This window comes from Natronococcus amylolyticus DSM 10524, assembly GCF_000337675.1.
Taxonomy (GTDB): Archaea; Halobacteriota; Halobacteria; order Halobacteriales; family Natrialbaceae; genus Natronococcus; species Natronococcus amylolyticus.
On the sequence record NZ_AOIB01000002.1, the window covers coordinates 1 to 18,112 of the forward strand.

Below are 18,112 nucleotides of genomic sequence, written 5' to 3' on the forward strand. Positions count from 1 at the left end.
TCGGGTTGCTATCGCTCGTGGTTTGATTCGAGGCTTGTCGGATTCCTCCCACGGCTAAAGCCGTGGGCGTCCTCCTTGCATCTCTGTGAATCCGCCTGCTCAACTGATTTTGAGTAGTTGTGCTGTCAATATGTAATCAAAACTACAGTATTTATCTCGGTCGGCGCCAATCGGGAGGTATGGACACTGTTGTAGCGGAGTCGGAACGCGTCCCGAACCTTCCACGTTCGCGGTCCGTTCCCCGGAGAGGTGCAGATGGCGGCGATTGAACTCGAGGGGCTGACCAAGCGGTTCGGCGACGTCGTCGCCGTCGACGGTCTCGACCTCACGATCAGGGAGGGGGAGATCTTCGGCTTCCTGGGTCCCAACGGTGCGGGCAAGTCGACGACGATCGACGTCCTGCTCGACTTCATCCGACCGACGGCGGGGACGGCGACCGTCCTGGGCCACGACGCCCAGGAGGCGGGCCAGCTCGTCCGCAGTCGAACCGGCGTCCTCCCGGACGGCTACCACGTCTACGACCGGCTGACGGGTCGCCAGCATGTCGAGTTCGCGATCGAGATGAAAGGGGTGAGCGAGGATCCGGACGCGCTGCTCGAGCGAGTGCGCATCGCCGACGCGGCCGACCGAAAGGCGGGCGGCTACTCGAAGGGGATGCGCCAGCGGCTGGTGCTGGCGATGGCGCTGGTCGGCGATCCCGACCTGCTCGTGCTGGACGAGCCCTCCACGGGACTGGATCCCAACGGCGCCCGCGAGATGCGCGAGATCATCCGCGAGGAGAACGATCGCGGGACGACGGTGTTCTTCTCGAGTCACGTCATGGAGCAGGTCGAGGCAGTCTGTGACCGCGTGGCAATCATCAACCGCGGGCAGTTGGTCGCCGTCGACACGATCGACGGCCTCCGGGATTCGACGGAGCTGGGCGAGACGCTGTACGTCTACGTTACCGACCTCGACGAGGGCGTTCTCGAGCAGGTTCGGAGTCTCGATGGCATCGGCAGCGCCTCGATCGACGACGGTCGGCTTCGGGTGTCGATCGACGGTGTCTCGAAGTTCGCCGCTTTGCACGCGATCGATCAGATTGCGTCAGTCCAGGACTTCTCGGTCGTCGAGTCCTCGCTCGAGGACCTGTTCGTCCGCTACACGAACGACGCACAGGAGGTCGAAGCGTGACCTGGCTCACCGTCGCGAAGAAGGACTTCCGCGACGCCGTCCAGTCGCGGGCGCTGTGGGCGCTCGTCGCCGTCTTCGTCGTGCTCTCGCTCGTCTCGACGTACGCCTACGTCGAGGTGCCCGAGATGTTCGGCTCCCCGGCAGGAGCGACGTTCGGCGGACTACTCTTCTTCACGATCGGGCTCGTCGGGCTGTTCGTCCCGATCGCCGCGATCGTCGTCTGCTACAAATCCCTCGCGGGCGAGCGCGAACTCGGGAGCATCAAGCTCCTGCTCTCGCTGCCGACCACCCGCGGACAGGTCTTCGCCGGGAAGGTCCTCGGACGGGCTGCCGTGCTCGCGTTCGGGCTCGGTGTCGGGCTGGTCGTCGGGCTCGGCTTCGGCGCCGCGCTGCTGGGCGAGATCGAACTCGTCGCCGTGCTGGTGTTCGTCCTCGCGACGCTTTCGTTCGCGGCCGTCTACGCGAGCATCGTCGTCAGCATCTCGGCGACGACGGGATCGACCTCACGCGCGACGACGCTGGCGCTTGGCTTCTTCGTCGTCTTCGAACTGCTGTGGGACGTCGTGCCGATGGGAGTGCTGTACGTCGTGGAGGGCTTTTCGTTTCCGGCGACGATCCCCGACTGGGTGTTCACGGTCACGCAGCTCTCGCCCTCGTCGGCGTACTTCTCGGCGATCGTCGCGCTGTTACCCGACCTCGCGGAGACGGTCGGCGCCGACCCGGGTCAGGCGGGCGCCGGCGTCGAGGTGAGCGCCACGAACGCGGAGCCGTTCTACGCCAGTCCCGAGATCGGACTTGTCGTCCTCGGGCTGTGGCTGGTCGTCCCCCTCGCCGTCGGCTACTACCGGTTCGATTCGGCGGACCTCTGATACGGCCCCCTCTACCGATGTACGGGCGCAACCGCAGGGCGACTCACGGTTTCGCCGTCAATGACGTACAGCGATCCGTACGACTGTGGAGTCGTCGACCTTTTACTGTCGACGCCCCAACCGCACGCAATGGCAGAGCCCCGCGTCCCAGGTTCCGAGCCCGACGACCACCTCGAGCTACCCTGCGGGAAGACCCTCGACCCCCACGAGATCGACCTCGGCATGCGCGAGTACGCCTGTTCCTGCGGTGAGACTCACGCCGTCGTCACGGACGTCCACCCGCCGTCCCGATTCTTCCCCGAGTCGTTCGTGGTCGTCCTCCAGGAGCTGGTCGAGACCGACGACGAGTTCGACGAGTTCGGCACCCCCCACCTGCTCGGCGTCACCATGGAGGAGTTTCCCGAGGCCGTCGTCACCCACGACGCCAGCGACGACGGGGCGGTCGGCTACTCGATGCTGTGGGTCACCGACTTCGACGCCCGAAGACTGCACGAGATCGTCGTCGAACTCGTCGTCGAGCTGATGGAACACGCGATCAGCCACGCCGAGGACGACGCCGCGATCACGGAGTTCGAAGAACAGATGCTCGAGTTCGACGTGAGCGAGTTCGTCGAACAGTACCGCCGCCAGCGGGAGTTCGAGAGCGAGCACGACCGGGCGCTCTGACACGAGGCTATTCTGTGAGCGCAGCGACCACGTCATCGACCGTGTAGAGGCGAAGGTCTTCACGATCTGCGGCAGTTTCGCGGACCGACTCCGTAAATCCGCTCCGCGAGAAGAGCGCGTATTCGACGTCTCGTTCGCCCCCGTCCGGTGGGGTCCACCGAAGCTCTCGGACGTGATCCTCGAGCGAGGAAAGAGCACTGTAGTCGGCGGGCGAGTTCCGATACTTGCATTCGCCCGCGATCAGCGTCCGCTCGTCCGTGAGACCGACGACGTCGATTTCGTGTTCCTGATACCACCATTGTCCGACATCGACAAGCGGGGTATCGCCGTACAACGTCCACAGCGCGGAACAGCAGAGCTGTTCGAACGCCGGTGCGACGAAATCGGTCATCTTCGGCTCGATCAGCCGTTCGTAGGCACCGTCGCCGAACTGATCGTACCGTTCCGAGCTTCCGTACAGAAATCGGAACCAGAATCGAAAGAACGGATCACGAAGACGGTACTGGCTTCGTTTGGAACGTTCGGGTTTCTCGGTTATCGGCACCTGTCGTTCGATCAGTCGGAGGCGGGAGAGTCGGTCGAGATACTTCGAAAGCTGGTTGTAGTCGATCCCGGTTGCGCCCGCAATATCGTTCCGACCGGTCGCACCGCCAGCGATCGCTTCGAGTATCGAAAAGTAGCGAGTCGGCTGCTGTAGCTCCATCCGAAGCACGTACTCCGGCTCGTCGTGAAGCGATCCGTGGCGAGTGAGAACCGTCCGCTGGATGTTATCACCGAACGACCGGTCGATATCGAGCTCCTCGAGGTAGTAGGGAACACCACCGAATACGCTCCACGCTCGTACGGCGTCGTCCGGAGCGGCATCCTCTGGAAGGAAACTCGCCGCCGCATCGAACGGAAGCTGTCGAACGTCGAGTTTCAGTGAGGAGCGGCCGTACAGTGGACTATCGCCGAGTAGTGTCGCCTCTTCCATCATGCTGATCGACGAACCGACGAGAACGAACGTCGCTTCGGAGCCGTCGAACTCGTGATCAAATAGGGCCTGCAACACCGAAGGTAGACTGTTGTCCTCTTCGATCAGGTACGGGAACTCGTCGAGGACAACAATCGCATCCTGTTCACCGAGATATCCAAAGAGTTGCTCCCAGTCGGGGCGTATCCGCTCGATGCCGGGGAACGTCTCGGCTGCCGCTTCTACGAACTGCTCGAGCTGTAGCGTTCGGGTCTTCTGTCGAGCCTGGTAAAAGACGGTCCCGTCGTACCCCTCGAGCGCCTGCTTCACGAGTCGGGTTTTTCCGAGTCGACGACGCCCGAACACGACACCGAGGTCGGCGCTTTCGGCGTCGAAAAGCTCCCGAAGACGTCTCAGTTCTTCGTTTCGATCCACGAACTCGGTCATGTCCTCCCGTTGGTGCGCCGAGAGAAAAATACTTCGAATAATCATACTTGAGAGTATCATACCTGAACGTATCGTCTGCTGCGCCTCCTACGCGTAATAACCCGTTCTCCCATCTTGGCAGTCCCTGTCACAGACCGAGAAGCTATAAACGGACGTTTCGAGTTGGCAAAACAATGGTCAACGCCGACCAGGATCCGATCGAACTCGTTCCCGCCGATCACGAGAGGTGGCACGAGCGCTTCGTCGTCGAGCGCGACCGCGTTCGCGACGCGCTCTCGAGGGCCGGACTCGAGGACGACTGCGAGCGAATCGAACACGTCGGCTCGACGGCCGTCCCAGATCTCGCCGCGAAAGATATCGTCGACCTCGATATCGTCGTCGCGGACGACGCCGTGAGTGAGGTGTCGAAACTGCTCGCCGACGAACTCGGCGGGACCCGCCTCGAGAACTCCGGAGAGTGGCATCCCGTCTTCCGCGAGCACGGCGGGCAACGGTTCAACGATCACGTGTTCGCGACCTCGAGCGACGGCTGGAAGGTCAGCGTGGTCACGCGGGACGTCCTCGCGGCGCGTCCCGACTGCTGCGAGGAGTACGAGCGGCTGAAGCGCGACCTGGCAGCCGAGCACGACGACCTCGTCGCCTACTCGACGGGAAAGTCGGCGTTCGTCGAGCGACTGCTCGAGCGTGCCCGGGAGGGCGATGTCGACGTCCGCTGTCCCATCCCGACGACGGACTAACCCCGTCGCCACACTCGACCGCGGCACGGTTCCCCGGCAATATTCGAAATTCGAAATCGAGTTACGAGAATCGTATCGTTTCGTGGGGCTTATTACGATGTACGAACTTCGGACGGATAGGACCAATGAGTACGGATCACCAGAGCGGCGGGGACGCCGCCACAGGGGACGGACGCACGATCCTGCTGATCGGTAGCGGACCGATCCAGATCGGACAGGCCGCCGAGTTCGACTATTCTGGCGCGCAGGCCTGCCGAGCGCTCCAGGAGGAGGGCGCTCGAGTCGTCCTCGTCAACTCCAACCCCGCGACGATCATGACGGATCCGGAGATGGCCGACCGGGTCTACATCGAGCCCATCACGACCGAGGCGATCGCGGAGATCATCCGGAAGGAACAGCCCGACGGCGTCATCGCCGGGCTCGGTGGCCAGACCGGGCTGAACGTCACCGCGGAACTCGCCGAGGAGGGTGTGCTCGAGGAACACGACGTCGAGATCATGGGCACCCCCCTCGATACGATCTACGCGACCGAGGATCGCGATCTGTTCCGCCAGCGCATGGAGAAGATCGGACAGCCCGTGCCCGCCTCGACGACGATCGCGCTCGACGAGGGCGAGACGGTCTCGGAGCTGACCGAGGACGACCTCGAGGAGCGCGTCCAGGCGGCCGTCGACGAGGTCGGCGGCCTCCCGGTGATCGCCCGCACGACCTACACCCTCGGCGGGAGCGGATCGGGCGTCGTCCACGAGTTCGACGAACTCCTCGCCCGCGTCCGCAAGGGGCTGCGCCTCTCGCGCAACAGCGAGGTGTTGATCACGGAGTCGATCGCCGGCTGGGTCGAGTACGAGTACGAGGTGATGCGCGACGCCGACGACTCCTGTATCATCATCTGCAACATGGAGAACATCGACCCGATGGGGATCCACACCGGGGAGTCGACGGTCGTTACGCCCTCCCAGATCGTCCCCGACGAGGGCCACCAGGAGATGCGCACCGCGGCGCTGGACGTCATCCGCGAACTCGGGATTCAGGGCGGCTGTAACATCCAGTTCGCCTGGCGCGACGACGGCACGCCCGGCGGAGAGTACAGGGTCGTCGAGGTCAACCCGCGCGTCTCGCGGTCCTCGGCGCTGGCGTCGAAGGCGACGGGGTACCCGATCGCCCGCGTCACCGCGAAGGTCGCGCTCGGCAAGCGCCTCCACGAGATCACCAACGAGATCACCGGCGAGACGACCGCAGCCTTCGAGCCCGCGATCGACTACGTCGTGACGAAGGTTCCGCGCTGGCCCAAGGACAAGTTCGACGACGTCGACTTCGAGCTAACGACGGCGATGAAGTCGACCGGCGAGGCGATGGCCATTGGCCGGACCTTCGAGGAGTCGCTGCTGAAGGCCTTGCGCTCGAGCGAGTACGAGCCCGACGTCGACTGGGCCGACGTCTCGGACGAAGAGCTCGAGGACCACTACCTCGAGCGTCCCTCGCCCGACCGTCCGTACGCGATGTTCGAGGCGTTCGAGCGGGGCTACGACCTCGACGAGGTCGTCGAACTGACGGGCATCTTCGAGTGGTACACCGAGCGCTTCGCCCGCATCGCCGAGTCGACGCGGGCCGCCCAGGAGGGCGACTTCGCCGAAGCCGCCATCGCCGGCCACACGAACGCGACGATCGCCGCGACGGCGGGCGGCGACGTCGACGTCGACACTGTCGAACAGGCTGTCCCCGGTCGCACCTACAAACAGGTCGACACCTGTGCGGGCGAGTTCGAGGCCCAGACACCGTACTACTACTCCGCCCGCAAGTCCGAGTTCGATTCCGGCCCGCTCGAGGGCGCGGCCGCAGCCGGCGAGCTCGAGGTCGACCGCGACGTCGAGAGCGTGATCGTCGTCGGCGGTGGCCCGATCCGGATCGGGCAGGGCGTCGAGTTCGACTACTGTTCGGTCCACGCCGTCCAGGCGCTGCGCGAGCAGGGGATCGACGCCCACGTCGTCAACAACAACCCCGAGACGGTGTCGACGGACTACGACACCTCCGACGGGCTGTTCTTCGAGCCCGTAACTGCGGAGGAGGTCGCGGACGTCGCCGAGGCCGCGGACGCCGACGGCGTGATGGTCCAGTTCGGCGGTCAGACCTCCGTGAACATCGGCGACCCGCTCCAGGACGAGATCGACCGCCGCGGGCTCGACTGCGAGGTTATGGGCACGAGCGTCGAGGCGATGGACCTCGCGGAGGACCGCGACCGCTTCAACGCCCTGATGGACGAGCTGGGTATCGCCCAGCCGGAAGGCGGCGCTGCCCACAGCAAACCGGAGGCGATGGAGCTCGCTCACGATATCGGCTACCCCGTCCTCGTCCGTCCCTCCTACGTGCTCGGCGGCCGCGCGATGGACGTCGTCTACGACGACGAGGAACTCGAGCGCTACATCGAGGAGGCCGTCCGCGTTTCGCCCGACAAGCCGATCCTCGTGGACGACTTCCTCGCCGACGCGATCGAACTCGACGTCGACGCCGTCGCGGACGGCGAGGACGTCCTCATCGGCGGCATCATGGAACACATCGAGACCGCCGGGGTCCACTCCGGCGACTCGGCGTGTATGATCCCGCCGCGCTCGCTCGACGACGAGACGCTGGCCCGCGTCCGCGAGGTCACCGAGGACATCGCCGAGGCCCTCGAGACGGTCGGCCTGCTGAACGTCCAGCTCGCCGTCAGGGATGGTGAAGTGTACGTCCTCGAGGCCAACCCGCGCTCCTCCCGTACCGTTCCCTTCATCTCGAAGGCGACGGGCGTCCCGATCGCCAAGCTCGCGGCCAGAGTGATGTCCGGCGAATCCCTCGCGGAGCTCGAGATCGACGAGCAGATCCCCGAGCAGACCTCGATCAAGGAGGTCGTCCTGCCGTTCGACCGTCTGCCGGGTTCGGACCCGCGTCTCGGTCCGGAGATGAAGTCGACGGGCGAGGTCATGGGCAGCGCCGACTCCGTCGGTCGCGCCTACGACAAGGCTCAGGATGCGACGGGCAAGCCGATCCCCGAGTCGGGGACGGCGATCGTCGACCTCTCGGACGACAAGTTCCCCGATCCGGACACCGAAGCCGGCGAGGAGCTGGTCGAGGGCTTCACGACGCACTTCGACCCCTGTGAGGCCGTCGACCTCGTCGACGCCGTCAAGAAGGGGGAGGTCGACCTCATCATCTCGCGGGACCGCGACCTGCTCGAGATCGCCGTCGAGGAGGAAGTGACGTACTTCTCGACGCCCGCGAGCGCGAAGGCGGCCCTCGAGGCGCTCGAGGCCAAAGACGAGCCGATCGACGTCCAGCCGATCACCGAGCGTCCGAAGCGGACCGCCGAGTGGGGACGGTAACGGAGTCGAAGTCCGGTTTTTTGTGCGCGGTTCTGCGGGGCGAACTGAGTCGCTCGAGTCGTTACGTAGAGCGGCGAATAGAACACTGCCGAAAGTGCCGAGCATCCGTGAGCGAAGCGAACGGTTCACCGCCGGAGCGGGGTGAAACCCCGCGACGGCGGCCTTTTTTCATCGAAGTTTTTTGCNAAGTGCCGAGCATCCGTGAGCGAAGCGAACGGTTCACCGCCGGAGCGGGGTGAAACCCCGCGACGGCGGCCTTTTTTCATCGAAGTTTTTTGCTGGGGGTTGAGGCTGACGCCAAAGGCGTCAGCCGATGCTCCCGGTAAAAAAGTTCGCTACATGCACCGCGAGTTTCACAGACAGCTCTGGATAACGAACCGGTCGAAAATCACTCGAGCGTGTACAGATCGAACGTCTCGCAGGCGTAGAGGAACGACACCGGCGGGGCGAGAAGCCCGATCCCGAGAACGGTCCAGGCGACGACGGTAAGCTGGGTACCGGTCACCGAGAGTTCGGGCGTCGGCGCCCAGACCGACATCATCGTGAGGAAGTCGGCGATCGGGCCCGCCGCGTCGGTGTAGAGCACGGCCGCGGCGGCCGCCGGGAGGACGACTGCGACCGAGTAGGCGACGAACGCCGCCTTGCTCGGCATCACCGCCTCGCGGCTGTTCGTGACGTTAACGCTGCCGAATCGAGGGAGTGCCGTGCCGATCCCGGTCGCCAGCGCGGGCGTCGCGACGGTGCCGACGAACGTCGCCGCGACGAGCAGTGCCGCCTGCTCGAGCGAGAGCGGACTGACGAGGCCGAGCGCGAGCGAGCCGACCAGCCCGATCGGCGCCGCGACGAGGACGCCGGCGACGACGAGTCCGGCGACCGCCCGGCCGCCCGACAGCGTCGAGGTCACGACCGCAGGGAGCGCCGAACCCAGGTCGCCCAGCGGGTTGAGCGTGAAGAGGGCGCCGGCGGCCCAGACGAGGTACAGCGAGAGGATCGCGGCGACGTAGGCGGGGACCGTCCCCGTCTCGAGGATCACCTGAACGAACCCGACCGCGCCGAAGAGGGGGTAGCCGACGTACGCCAGCCGGATCGGTGCCCGTCGGGTTCGCCGGATCGCGGTGAGCGTCACGGTTCGGGTCGGGCGGCTGAACCCGCTCGAGAGCGCAGCGGCGAGCCGGCTCGAGGAGTCGCTCGACGACGGCCGATCGTCGAATCTCGCGGGGTCGGCGAACCAGTGGATCCGCGCGGAGGCGACGCCGACCGCGAGCGCGACCGACCCCAGTAGGACCGTGCCGACGACCGCCCCGAGGATCGACGTCGTCGATGGGGGGACGTTGGGCACGCCGACCAGCAGGACGTGACCGAGCCAGCCCAGTGGCCCGTCCTGCAGGGCGACGAACAGTTCGCTCACGACCAGATCGAGCCGACCCGTTGCGATCGCCCCGAAGTACAGCGCCCAGAACCCGACGAACAGCACCCACCGGTAGCGGGCGATCGGCTCGTACACGGTCACCAGGTGTCTGAACCAGATGCCGACCACGAATCCGACCGGAACTGCGGTGAGCAACGCGAGCGCCGCGGTCGCGGCTGCGGCGCCGACGGAAAGGGCCGTGCCGGTACCGACGGCGAACGCACTCGCGAGCAGGATCGTCGGGGGAAGGACCCAGACGGCAACCAGCAGTATCTCAGCTGCGACGATCCCGACCGCGGCGTTTCGTGTCGACGTCGAGACGAGCAGGAACGCGGGCTCGTCGGGGTTCGCCGCGGCGGTAAACGCCCGGATCGCGCTCATCCCGACCAGGAACAGCCAGGCGACCGCGACGCCGCCCGCGGCGGCTTCGGTCGCGAGCGCGACGTGGTCCGAACCCGGCGCCCCGGCGTAGTGCTCGCCGAGGGAGGGCAACAGGTAGCCGCCGGCGACCGTCACCGAGCCGAGCATCAGGGCGCCGAGCAGGACCAGCAGGAGGAGTTTCGTCCGCTCGGTCGTCACCGCACGGACCGTCCGCCGGAACTCCGTGCGGGCGACGAAGAGCGCTGCACGCCTCACCGGGAATCACCGCCGGAAACCGGGAGGCCGCGCGTCGTCAGGGTCATAGCCGATACCGGGTGCCCCACCGAGTAAACGGTTCGGATCCGATCAGCGTTCGAGACTGTCAGTAGCGGGAACTCGAGGCCGGCGCTCGCTCGGGGTCGACTCGAGCGGCCGACCGAAGCGGTTGGCGAACGTGAACGTACGGTTTTACGTGCGGCAAACCGAAACGGAGGGTATGCATCCGAGCGACGGCCCCGCGATCGAGACCGACTCGCTGACGAAACGCTACGGGGAGACGACGGCCGTCGCCGGACTGACGATGTCCGTCAACCGGGGGACGGTGTACGGCTTTCTCGGACCCAACGGCGCGGGCAAGACGACGACGATGCGGATGCTGACGACGCTGACGAAGCCGACCTCGGGGACCGCCCGGGTCGCGGGCCAGTCGATCGCGGACCGGGAGGCCGTTACTCCCCACATCGGCTACCTGCCCGAGGAGCCCCCGATCTACGACGAACTGACCGGTCGCGAACAGCTCGAGTACGCCGCCGGGCTCCGGAATCTGCCCGAGGACGAGTCCGCCGAACGGATCGAATCGTTGCTCGAGCGCTTCGCCCTGCTCGACGACGCCGACAGGCGGATCGAGGGCTACTCGAAGGGGATGCGCCAGAAGGTCGGCGTCATCCAGGCGGTACTCCACGAGCCCGTCGTCGCCTTCCTCGACGAGCCCACCAGCGGGCTCGATCCCCGCGCGGCCCGGACGATGCGGGAGACGATCGCCGACCTCGCCGACCGGGAGATGACGATCGTCCTCTCGACGCACATCCTCCCCGTCGTCGACGAACTGGCCGACGAAATCGGCGTGATCCACGAGGGCGAACTGGTCGCCCAGGGCGACCCCGAGACGCTCAAGTCCCGCGCCGAGACGGGCGAGACCCGCAGCCTCGAGGACGCCTTCCTCGAGATCACCCGGGAGACGCCCGAGGAAGTCGATCACTCGCCGGTTCCGTCGTCCGAGTAGCCGACGACCGATCGAGACCCGTGCCGGCCCGCGTTCGCCGCTGTAATTCCGGCGTGTCCGCTCGCTTCTACCAGTTAACAACACAATATATTCACGTATGAAAGAATATACAGTCAGTATGGACGTGCTTCGAGAGTACCGTGAGGGGGTTGCCGGCGACCCCTTACGGTTCGCCGTTCTTGTCGGCCTCGCGACGGTCCCGTTCACGGTCGCGCTCTCCTGGCAGCCGCCCGACGAGACGACCGTCGCCGGCGGAACCGTCTCGGGGGCTCCCCTGTTGGCGGCCGGCGCGCTCGTCGGCTACCGCTACGGCGACTGCGCGAGTCGGACCCGTCGGGCCGGAATCTGGGCCGGACTCGTCGCCTCGGTCGCGACGGTGTTGCTGTACGCCGCCACCGCAGCGTCGACGATCGGAACTGCGTCGACGACGATAACGGTGCTCGCCGTCGTCCTGACACCGATCGCCGTTGTGATCGGCGTGGGACTCACCGTGCTGGTCACGGCGGCGACCGCCGTCGTCGTCGGCTGGATGCGACGGCGGAGCGCTCGAGCGTCCCGGAGTCGGGACGCGACCGAAAAGGAGGGCCGGAACGCGCTCGAGTCGCGGTGGTGGCCCCCCGTCGTCGCGTACGTTCTGCTGGTGCCGGCGGTCGCGCTCGCGGAGGGAGTCGTCGAACCCGACGGCGGCGCGGGCTTCGCGGTCGCGTTGCTGCTGGTCGGCACCGTTCTCCTCTCGGTGCCCGCCGCCCTCGGCGTGTTCGTCGACGCGACCGTACCCCGGCGTGAGTCGGCGTGGCTCCCGAACGTGCGGGCGTACATCGGACTCCCGGTTTTCGGGTTCGCGGTCGCGTACGTCGGCGCCGCCCTCTACGGATCGCCGCGCCCGTCCGCACCCGCAGCGTTTGGCTTTCTCGCGGCGCTGTGGCTGACGGCCGTCGTCTACCTCGCGAACAGGTATCGCAACCTCGAGCGGATCGCCGACGAACGGCCGCGCTGACCGGACTCCCCGTGGTCCGCTCCTCGGGTCCGACATCCCTAAGCGCGCGGACTCAGTGATTCCAGTATGGAGTATCACGAGGCGGCGGAGTTCCTGTTCGGGCTCCGTCGGTTCCGTCCAAAACCGGGGACGGAGTCGACGGCCCGGCTGCTCGCCCACCTCGAGGACCCCCAGGAGGGCGTCGAGTTCGTCCAGATTGCGGGGTCGAACGGGAAGGGAAGCACGGCGCGGATGGTCGAGCGAACGCTGCGGGAGGCGGGGCTGTCGGTCGGTCTCTACACCTCGCCCCACCTCGAGGACCTGCGCGAACGCATCCGGGTCGACGGGCGGAAGATCCCGAAGTCGTCGGTGTCCGCCTTCGTTGCGGAGATTCGCGAGCACGTCACCGAGCGGGCCGCCGACGGGGAGTCGCCGACGTTCTTCGAGGTACTGACCGCGATGGCGATTCAGGAGTTCGACCGGGCCGACGTCGACGTCGCCGTCCTCGAGGTCGGGATCGGCGGGCGCTACGACGCCACGAGCGTCGTCGACCCGGTCGCGAGCGCGGTGACGAGCGTCACGCTCGAGCACACGGGGATTCTCGGCGACACCGAGGCCGAAATCGCCCGCGATAAGGCCCACGTCACGCCCGCCGACGCGCCGCTCGTTACCGGCGCCTCCGGCGAGGCTCTCGAGGGCGTCCGCGAGGTCGCCGGCGAGGTCGTCACCGTGGGGTTCGACGGCGAGGACGACCGCCAGCCGGACGTCCGCGTCGCCTACGAGGGTCGGGTGAACCACACCGAGGCGGCCGTCTCGATCGACGACGGCAGCCCGCTCGAGGCCCGAATTCCACTCCTCGGGCGCCACCAGGCCGAGAACGCGGGGATCGCGGCGACGGTGGCCCGGCAGGTGGCCGATGTCTCCGACGCCGACCTCCAGCGGGGGCTGCGAAACGCCCACTGGCCGGGTCGGTTCGAGGTGCTCGAGACCGAGCCGCTGGTCGTCCTCGACGGCGCGCACAACCCGGGCGCCTGCGAGGGCCTGGCCGAGACGCTCTCGAGCTACGAGTACGACGATCTCACACTCGTTGCCGGCGTGATGCACGACAAGGACGTCACGGGGATCGCCGACGCGTTGCCGACCCCCGACGCCGTCGTCGCGACCGAACCGGGCCTCGAGCGCGCCGAGGACCCCGACGCCCTCTCGACGGTGTTCGAACGGACCGGCGTCTCCGACGTTCGGACGATCCCGGACGTCCGGGACGCCCTCGAGGCCGCGATCGCCGAGAGCGGCGCCGACGACTGTGTACTCGTGACCGGGTCGCTGTTCGCGGTCGCCGAGGCGCGCTCGCGGTGGACCTCGCTGCAGGTCCCCAAGCGGGTTCGTGACATCGATGACGCCCGCGAGGCACTCTCGAGTGCGGACGCGACCGAGAGCGACGTCGCCGACGCAGCGGGCTCGGCTATCCACCGAGTCGTCAAAACGTCGCTCCGGTACAGACAGGCGACGGCCTTCCGGGAGGAGCTGCTTCGGATCGGCGGCGAGTGTACCCTCTCGGGGCTCCGGCGGAACGACGAGCGGATCGACGCCGTCCTCTCGGGGACGCTCGAGCAGTTCACGCGCCTCGTCGACCGGCTCGCGGAGCGCTCGGACGGACTGGCCGCGGTCGGGCGGGAACTCGAGTCGACGCTCGAGTTGAGCGGCGAGGCACAGTCGGGAGGCGGCGACGACCCGTCGCCTCCTTGGACGGACGGGACCGCCGTCATGGGGATCCTCAACGTCACCCCCGACAGTTTCCACGACGGCGGGGAGTTCGACGCGCTCGAGGACGCCGTCGCCCGCGCGGAGGCGATGATCGAGGCCGGCGCCGACGTGATCGACGTCGGCGGCGAGTCGACGCGACCGGGCGCCGACCCCGTCTCGGTCGAAACCGAGATCGATCGGGTCGTCCCCGTCCTCGAGGCGATCGGCGACCTCGACGCCCTGCTGTCGATCGACACGCGGAAGGCGGCCGTCGCCGACGCGGCCCTCGAGGCGGGCGCCGACATCGTCAACGACGTCTCCGGGCTCGAGGATCCCGAGATGCGCTTCGTCGTCGCCGACCACGACGCGAGCCTGATCGTGATGCACAGCGTCGACGCGCCCGTCATTCCGGATCGGGAGGTCGAGTACGACGACGTCGTCGAGGACGTGATCGACCAGCTCCGCGAACGGATCCTGCTGGCCGAGAAGGCGGGCCTCGAGCGCGAGGACGTCATCGTCGACCCCGGGATCGGGTTCGCCAAGTCGGCCCCCGAGAGCTTCGAGCTGCTCGACCGGCTCGCGGAGTTCCGTGCGCTTGGCTGTCCAGTCCTCTTCGGCCACTCGCACAAGTCGATGTTCGCACACATCGGCTGCGAGTCCGGCGAGCGCCTCGAGCCGACCGTCGCGGCGAGCGCGCTCGCGGCCGACCGCGGTGCCGACCTCGTCAGGGTTCACGACGTCCCCGAGAACGTCGCCGCGGTTCGAACGGCGCTCGCGGCGCGCGATCCCGACCGCTTCGAGCCGTAGTCGGCGGCGCATCTGCCGGTCCAAGCTTCAACTGTCGGGGCGCGGTACTGGTCGTGAGCGCAGCGTGCTCGAGGCCAATCTATGACAGACGAATACGATCACGATCTACAGGGCGAGGAGCTCGAGGAACTGGCGGACGACCCGATGAACGCGGCGCGGGAGATCGCGGGCGAGAGCGCCCGCGACGGCCGTCTCGCCGTCGTCAGCGGCGGACTCATGCTGCTGTCGACGCTGCGATCGGTCGCTCGCGGCCAGCTTCGCGCGCTCCCGAAGGCGGCCGTCGGCGCCGGGTTGGTCGGCATCGGACTCCGGCAGCGTCGGACGTCGGAACCGACGACGTTCGAACCCGACCTCGACGAGGTCGACGGCGAGACCGAGGACAAGGAGACGTCCGATCAGGCCGCCGCGGCGGCCGAGCGGCCCGATGCCGGCCAGGAGTCACAGATCGACGCCAGTGGCGACGTCGACGAGGAGCCACAGCTCGGCGAGGCCGACGATGACGATGGCGGCGAGATCGAGTTCACCGACGACCCCGAGGAGGGTGAGCCACGATCGAAACCCAGCGCCGACAAGGACGACGAGGACCCCCGCCGAACCACCGACGACGAGACGACGGAGGTCGACGTCTCCGAGACCGCAATGGCCGAGGAGACCGCCGAGGCAACAGGGCCGGACCCCGAACAGGCTCAGCCGACCCAGACCGACTCGACGGAACCCGAAGAGGACGCCTCGGACATGAAGGTCGACCCCGACGAAGACGAGGACGAGTCGGACGAGAACAACTGACCCCGATCCTCGACAGCAGCGTCCCCGCTCTCCTTCGTTCGATGGAGTCGATAGCTACCCTCCAATACTACGCCCGGGAGCTCCACCGGCGCCTCACACACTACGCCGAGAAGCGTCGCCACGGCTACCGACGAGCGGGGTCGCTCGAGCGCGCCGCCGACCGGATCCTCTCGATGCGGGCCGAGCGCGGCCTCGAGTCCGGCGGTCACTTTCACGGCGTCTGGCCCCGCGACCTCTGTTTCGCCGCGCCGGGGCTCGTGGCGGCGGGATACGACGACGTCGTCGCCGACACTGCAGCGGCGCTGCTCGCGGAGCTCTCGGCCTCGGACGTCTTCTACACCGACTTCCACCCCGGTTACAGCGCCGCGACGCCGGCCGAGGGCGTCGACACCGTTCCCGCGGTCGTGCTCGCACTGGCCGCGGCCGGACGGCTCGGCGAACACGCCGACGCCGTCGTCGAACTCGTCGCGCGCCACCGCGAACGGTTCGTCGAGAACGGGCTCGTCACCGGGTCCGGGAGCTCCTGGTGGGACTCGGCTGCGGCTCCGCGGGAGACGTACAACACCGCGATGTGGCTGGCGGCGGTCGAGACCCTCGAGAGTCGCGGGCTCGAGACCGCCGGCGCGGACTCATCGAGGATCCGAGACGGGCTCGAGACCCTGTGGAACGGCCGGTACTTCGACGAGCGCCGCAGGTCGGCGGTCCTCGCCTGCGACGCGAACGTCGTCCCGCTGTACTTCGGCCTCGTCGGCGACGACCGCGCGCGATCGATCGCCGACGCGCTCGAGCGCCTCGAGACGCCGACCGGGCTGTGCATGCGCGAGCGGTCGTTCGGGGTCGGCGAGGTCCACCCCTTCTTCGTCCTTCACCGGGACTACCACTACCACATCTGGCCCTGGAACAGCCTCATGTACGCTAACGGCCTCGAGCGGTACGGGTTCGAGGAGCGGGCCCGTCGGGAAGTCGAACGGATCGAGCGCGTCATGGCGCCGTACGGCACCTTCCTCGAGGTACTCACGCTCGAGGGCGAGCCGTACGTCAAACGCGGGTACGCGAGCGCCGAGGAGTTCACCGTCGCGGCCGCGCTGTGGCGGGAGTTCGCCGACCGGCCGCGCTGACTCTCGAGGTCGTCCTCCCCTCGCCTCCGCGGAACTACCCGGCGGTGTTGGTCGGGAGTTCGGATCCGCGAACGCGGCGATTTTGCTCGAAAGTCGACGCAGATAGCAGCAAAGGGATGCCTCGTGTCACAAGCTGTCGCAATATCTACTCTCACCTACGACAGTACCGTCCTAGATAGGGGCAATTTTCACATCTATCTCCGACGGCATCGACAAGGATTAAGTGCGCAGGTTCGAAGGTCTAATACGAATGGGTAGTACTCGACTGGATCGGGGCGTTGCGGCCGTTCGATCCCGCTGGACGGACCTCGAGCGCGACTGGCAGAGCGTCGCCGTCGGCGCGACGACGGTGGCGGCGATCGCCGTCTTCGAACTGCAGATCCCCTGGTAGTCAGATGTCGGCCGCGCGGTTTCTTCCGGGGCTGGCAGCGCTCCTTCTCGGCGCCGTTCTCGCGCGAGCCGTCGAGCTCACACTCGGATTCAACCACCTGCTCGTCGCCATCGCGCTCGGATTCGTGCTGGCGAACGCCGTCGGCGTTCCCGACCGGCTCGAGCCGGGGATCAACACCCACAAGCTCTGGCTGGGCGCCGGCATCGTCCTCATGGGCGCGTCGCTGACCCTCGAGACGATCCTCGAGGTCGGCGGGCTCGTGTTGCTGGTCGTCGTCGGCGTGACGACGCTGACCATCCTCGTCGTCGAGTTGCTCGCGCGTAACGTCTTCGGACTCGCGGACCACATGGGTTCGTTGCTCGCCGCCGGCTCGGGGATCTGTGGCGTCTCCGCGGTCGTCGCAGTCGCCGGCGCGATCCGGGCGCGAGAGGAGCAGATCGCCTACGCGGCGGCGACGGTGTTGCTGTTCGACGCGATCACGATCGTCGTCTACCCGCTAATCGGCGATCTGCTCGGGCTCTCCGACGTCGTCTTCGGCGTCTGGGCCGGCGTCAGCATGTTCTCGACGGGGCCGGTCGTCGCCGTCGGCTTCGCCCACTCCGAGGTCGCCGGCCAGTGGGCGACGATGGCGAAGCTCTCGCGCAACGCCCTGATCGGCGCCGTCGTCATCGCCTACGCGAGCTACTACGCCCGGTCGGGATCCGCGGGTCGTCCCTCCCTGCGAACCCTCTGGGACGAGTTCCCGAAGTTCGTGCTTGGCTTCCTCGTTCTGGTCGCGCTGGCGAGTGCGGGGGTCTTCTCGTCGGCCCAGCAGGCGTCCATCGAGAACGCCTACAACTGGCTGTTCGTACTCGCGTTCGTCGGGCTCGGCACGGAGATCCAGCTCGCGGAGCTTCGGAGCACGGGACTGACGCCCGCGCTCGTCGTCCTGCTCGCACTGGTGGTCGCCAGCACGGTCTCGCTCGTCGTCCTCTCGATGCTGTTCGGCGCGTAGCGACCGGATCGGACGCTCGAGCGCCCGTGCGGTCGGTCGACCGTCGA

The 18,112-nt window shown here is 67.3% G+C and carries 14 protein-coding genes; 12 read left to right on the top strand and 2 right to left on the bottom strand.

All coding sequences use genetic code 11. From position 1 onward, the window contains the following. Positions 1–255: 255 nt before the first annotated feature. The 3 genes from C491_RS00005 to C491_RS00015 all read left to right on the top strand — a co-directional run bounded on the left by C491_RS00005 (position 256) and on the right by C491_RS00015 (position 2,708). Positions 256–1,173, top strand: a complete 918-nt coding sequence (locus C491_RS00005) for an ABC transporter ATP-binding protein (protein ID WP_005552795.1) — start codon at positions 256–258, stop codon at positions 1,171–1,173. Continuing rightward, positions 1,170–2,042 (top strand): ABC transporter permease, encoded by an 873-nt coding sequence (locus C491_RS00010; RefSeq protein ID WP_005552796.1) that lies wholly within the window; start codon positions 1,170–1,172, stop codon positions 2,040–2,042. Before C491_RS00005 ends, C491_RS00010 begins: the two co-directional genes overlap by 4 nt. Before the next feature lie 129 nt (positions 2,043–2,171). Beyond that, positions 2,172–2,708 (top strand): DUF5815 family protein, encoded by a 537-nt coding sequence (locus C491_RS00015; RefSeq protein ID WP_005552798.1) that lies wholly within the window; start codon positions 2,172–2,174, stop codon positions 2,706–2,708. A gap of 7 nt (positions 2,709–2,715) precedes the next feature. Here C491_RS00015 and C491_RS00020 read toward each other — a convergent pair whose 3' ends face one another. Continuing rightward, positions 2,716–4,107: an ATP-binding protein gene (locus C491_RS00020; RefSeq protein ID WP_005552800.1), complete on the bottom strand. Its 1,392-nt coding sequence runs from the start codon at positions 4,105–4,107 to the stop codon at positions 2,716–2,718. Positions 4,108–4,280: 173 nt separating this feature from the next. Between C491_RS00020 and C491_RS00025 the strand changes: the two genes are divergently transcribed. Both C491_RS00025 and carB read left to right on the top strand, forming a co-directional pair. Then, complete coding sequence (locus tag C491_RS00025; RefSeq protein ID WP_005552802.1) at positions 4,281–4,844, top strand: GrpB family protein; 564 nt, start codon at positions 4,281–4,283, stop codon at positions 4,842–4,844. A 125-nt stretch (positions 4,845–4,969) separates the two neighbouring features. Then, complete coding sequence (gene carB / locus C491_RS00030; protein ID WP_005552804.1) at positions 4,970–8,200, top strand: carbamoyl-phosphate synthase large subunit; 3,231 nt, start codon at positions 4,970–4,972, stop codon at positions 8,198–8,200. Between the two features lie 388 nt (positions 8,201–8,588). On the opposite strand, the gene C491_RS00035 is transcribed toward carB, so the two are convergent. Further along, a complete protein-coding gene (locus tag C491_RS00035; RefSeq protein WP_005552805.1) occupies positions 8,589–10,244 on the bottom strand; it encodes a hypothetical protein in 1,656 nt (551 codons plus the stop codon). Between the two features lie 220 nt (positions 10,245–10,464). On the opposite strand from C491_RS00035, the gene C491_RS00040 reads away from it, so the two are divergent. From C491_RS00040 to C491_RS00065, 7 genes are all read left to right on the top strand, one after another. Next, on the top strand, positions 10,465–11,250 hold the full coding sequence (locus C491_RS00040; protein ID WP_005552806.1) for an ABC transporter ATP-binding protein: 786 nt from the start codon (positions 10,465–10,467) through the stop codon (positions 11,248–11,250). Between the two features lie 118 nt (positions 11,251–11,368). After that, positions 11,369–12,247 carry a DUF5518 domain-containing protein gene (locus C491_RS00045; RefSeq protein ID WP_005552807.1) on the top strand — a complete coding sequence of 293 codons (879 nt, stop codon included), beginning with the start codon at positions 11,369–11,371 and terminating at the stop codon, positions 12,245–12,247. 66 nt (positions 12,248–12,313) lie between these two features. Continuing rightward, positions 12,314–14,776, top strand: coding sequence for a dihydropteroate synthase (gene folP, locus C491_RS00050; RefSeq protein WP_005552808.1), 2,463 nt, complete (start codon positions 12,314–12,316; stop codon positions 14,774–14,776). Positions 14,777–14,857: 81 nt separating this feature from the next. Beyond that, positions 14,858–15,562, top strand: coding sequence for a hypothetical protein (locus C491_RS00055; protein WP_005552809.1), 705 nt, complete (start codon positions 14,858–14,860; stop codon positions 15,560–15,562). 41 nt (positions 15,563–15,603) lie between these two features. Further along, on the top strand, positions 15,604–16,680 hold the full coding sequence (locus C491_RS00060) for a glucosidase family protein (RefSeq protein WP_005552810.1): 1,077 nt from the start codon (positions 15,604–15,606) through the stop codon (positions 16,678–16,680). A 250-nt stretch (positions 16,681–16,930) separates the two neighbouring features. Then, complete coding sequence (locus C491_RS23050; protein WP_005552811.1) at positions 16,931–17,071, top strand: hypothetical protein; 141 nt, start codon at positions 16,931–16,933, stop codon at positions 17,069–17,071. Between the two features lie 4 nt (positions 17,072–17,075). Next, complete coding sequence (locus C491_RS00065) at positions 17,076–18,065, top strand: YeiH family protein (RefSeq protein WP_005552812.1); 990 nt, start codon at positions 17,076–17,078, stop codon at positions 18,063–18,065. Positions 18,066–18,112: the final 47 nt, after the last annotated feature.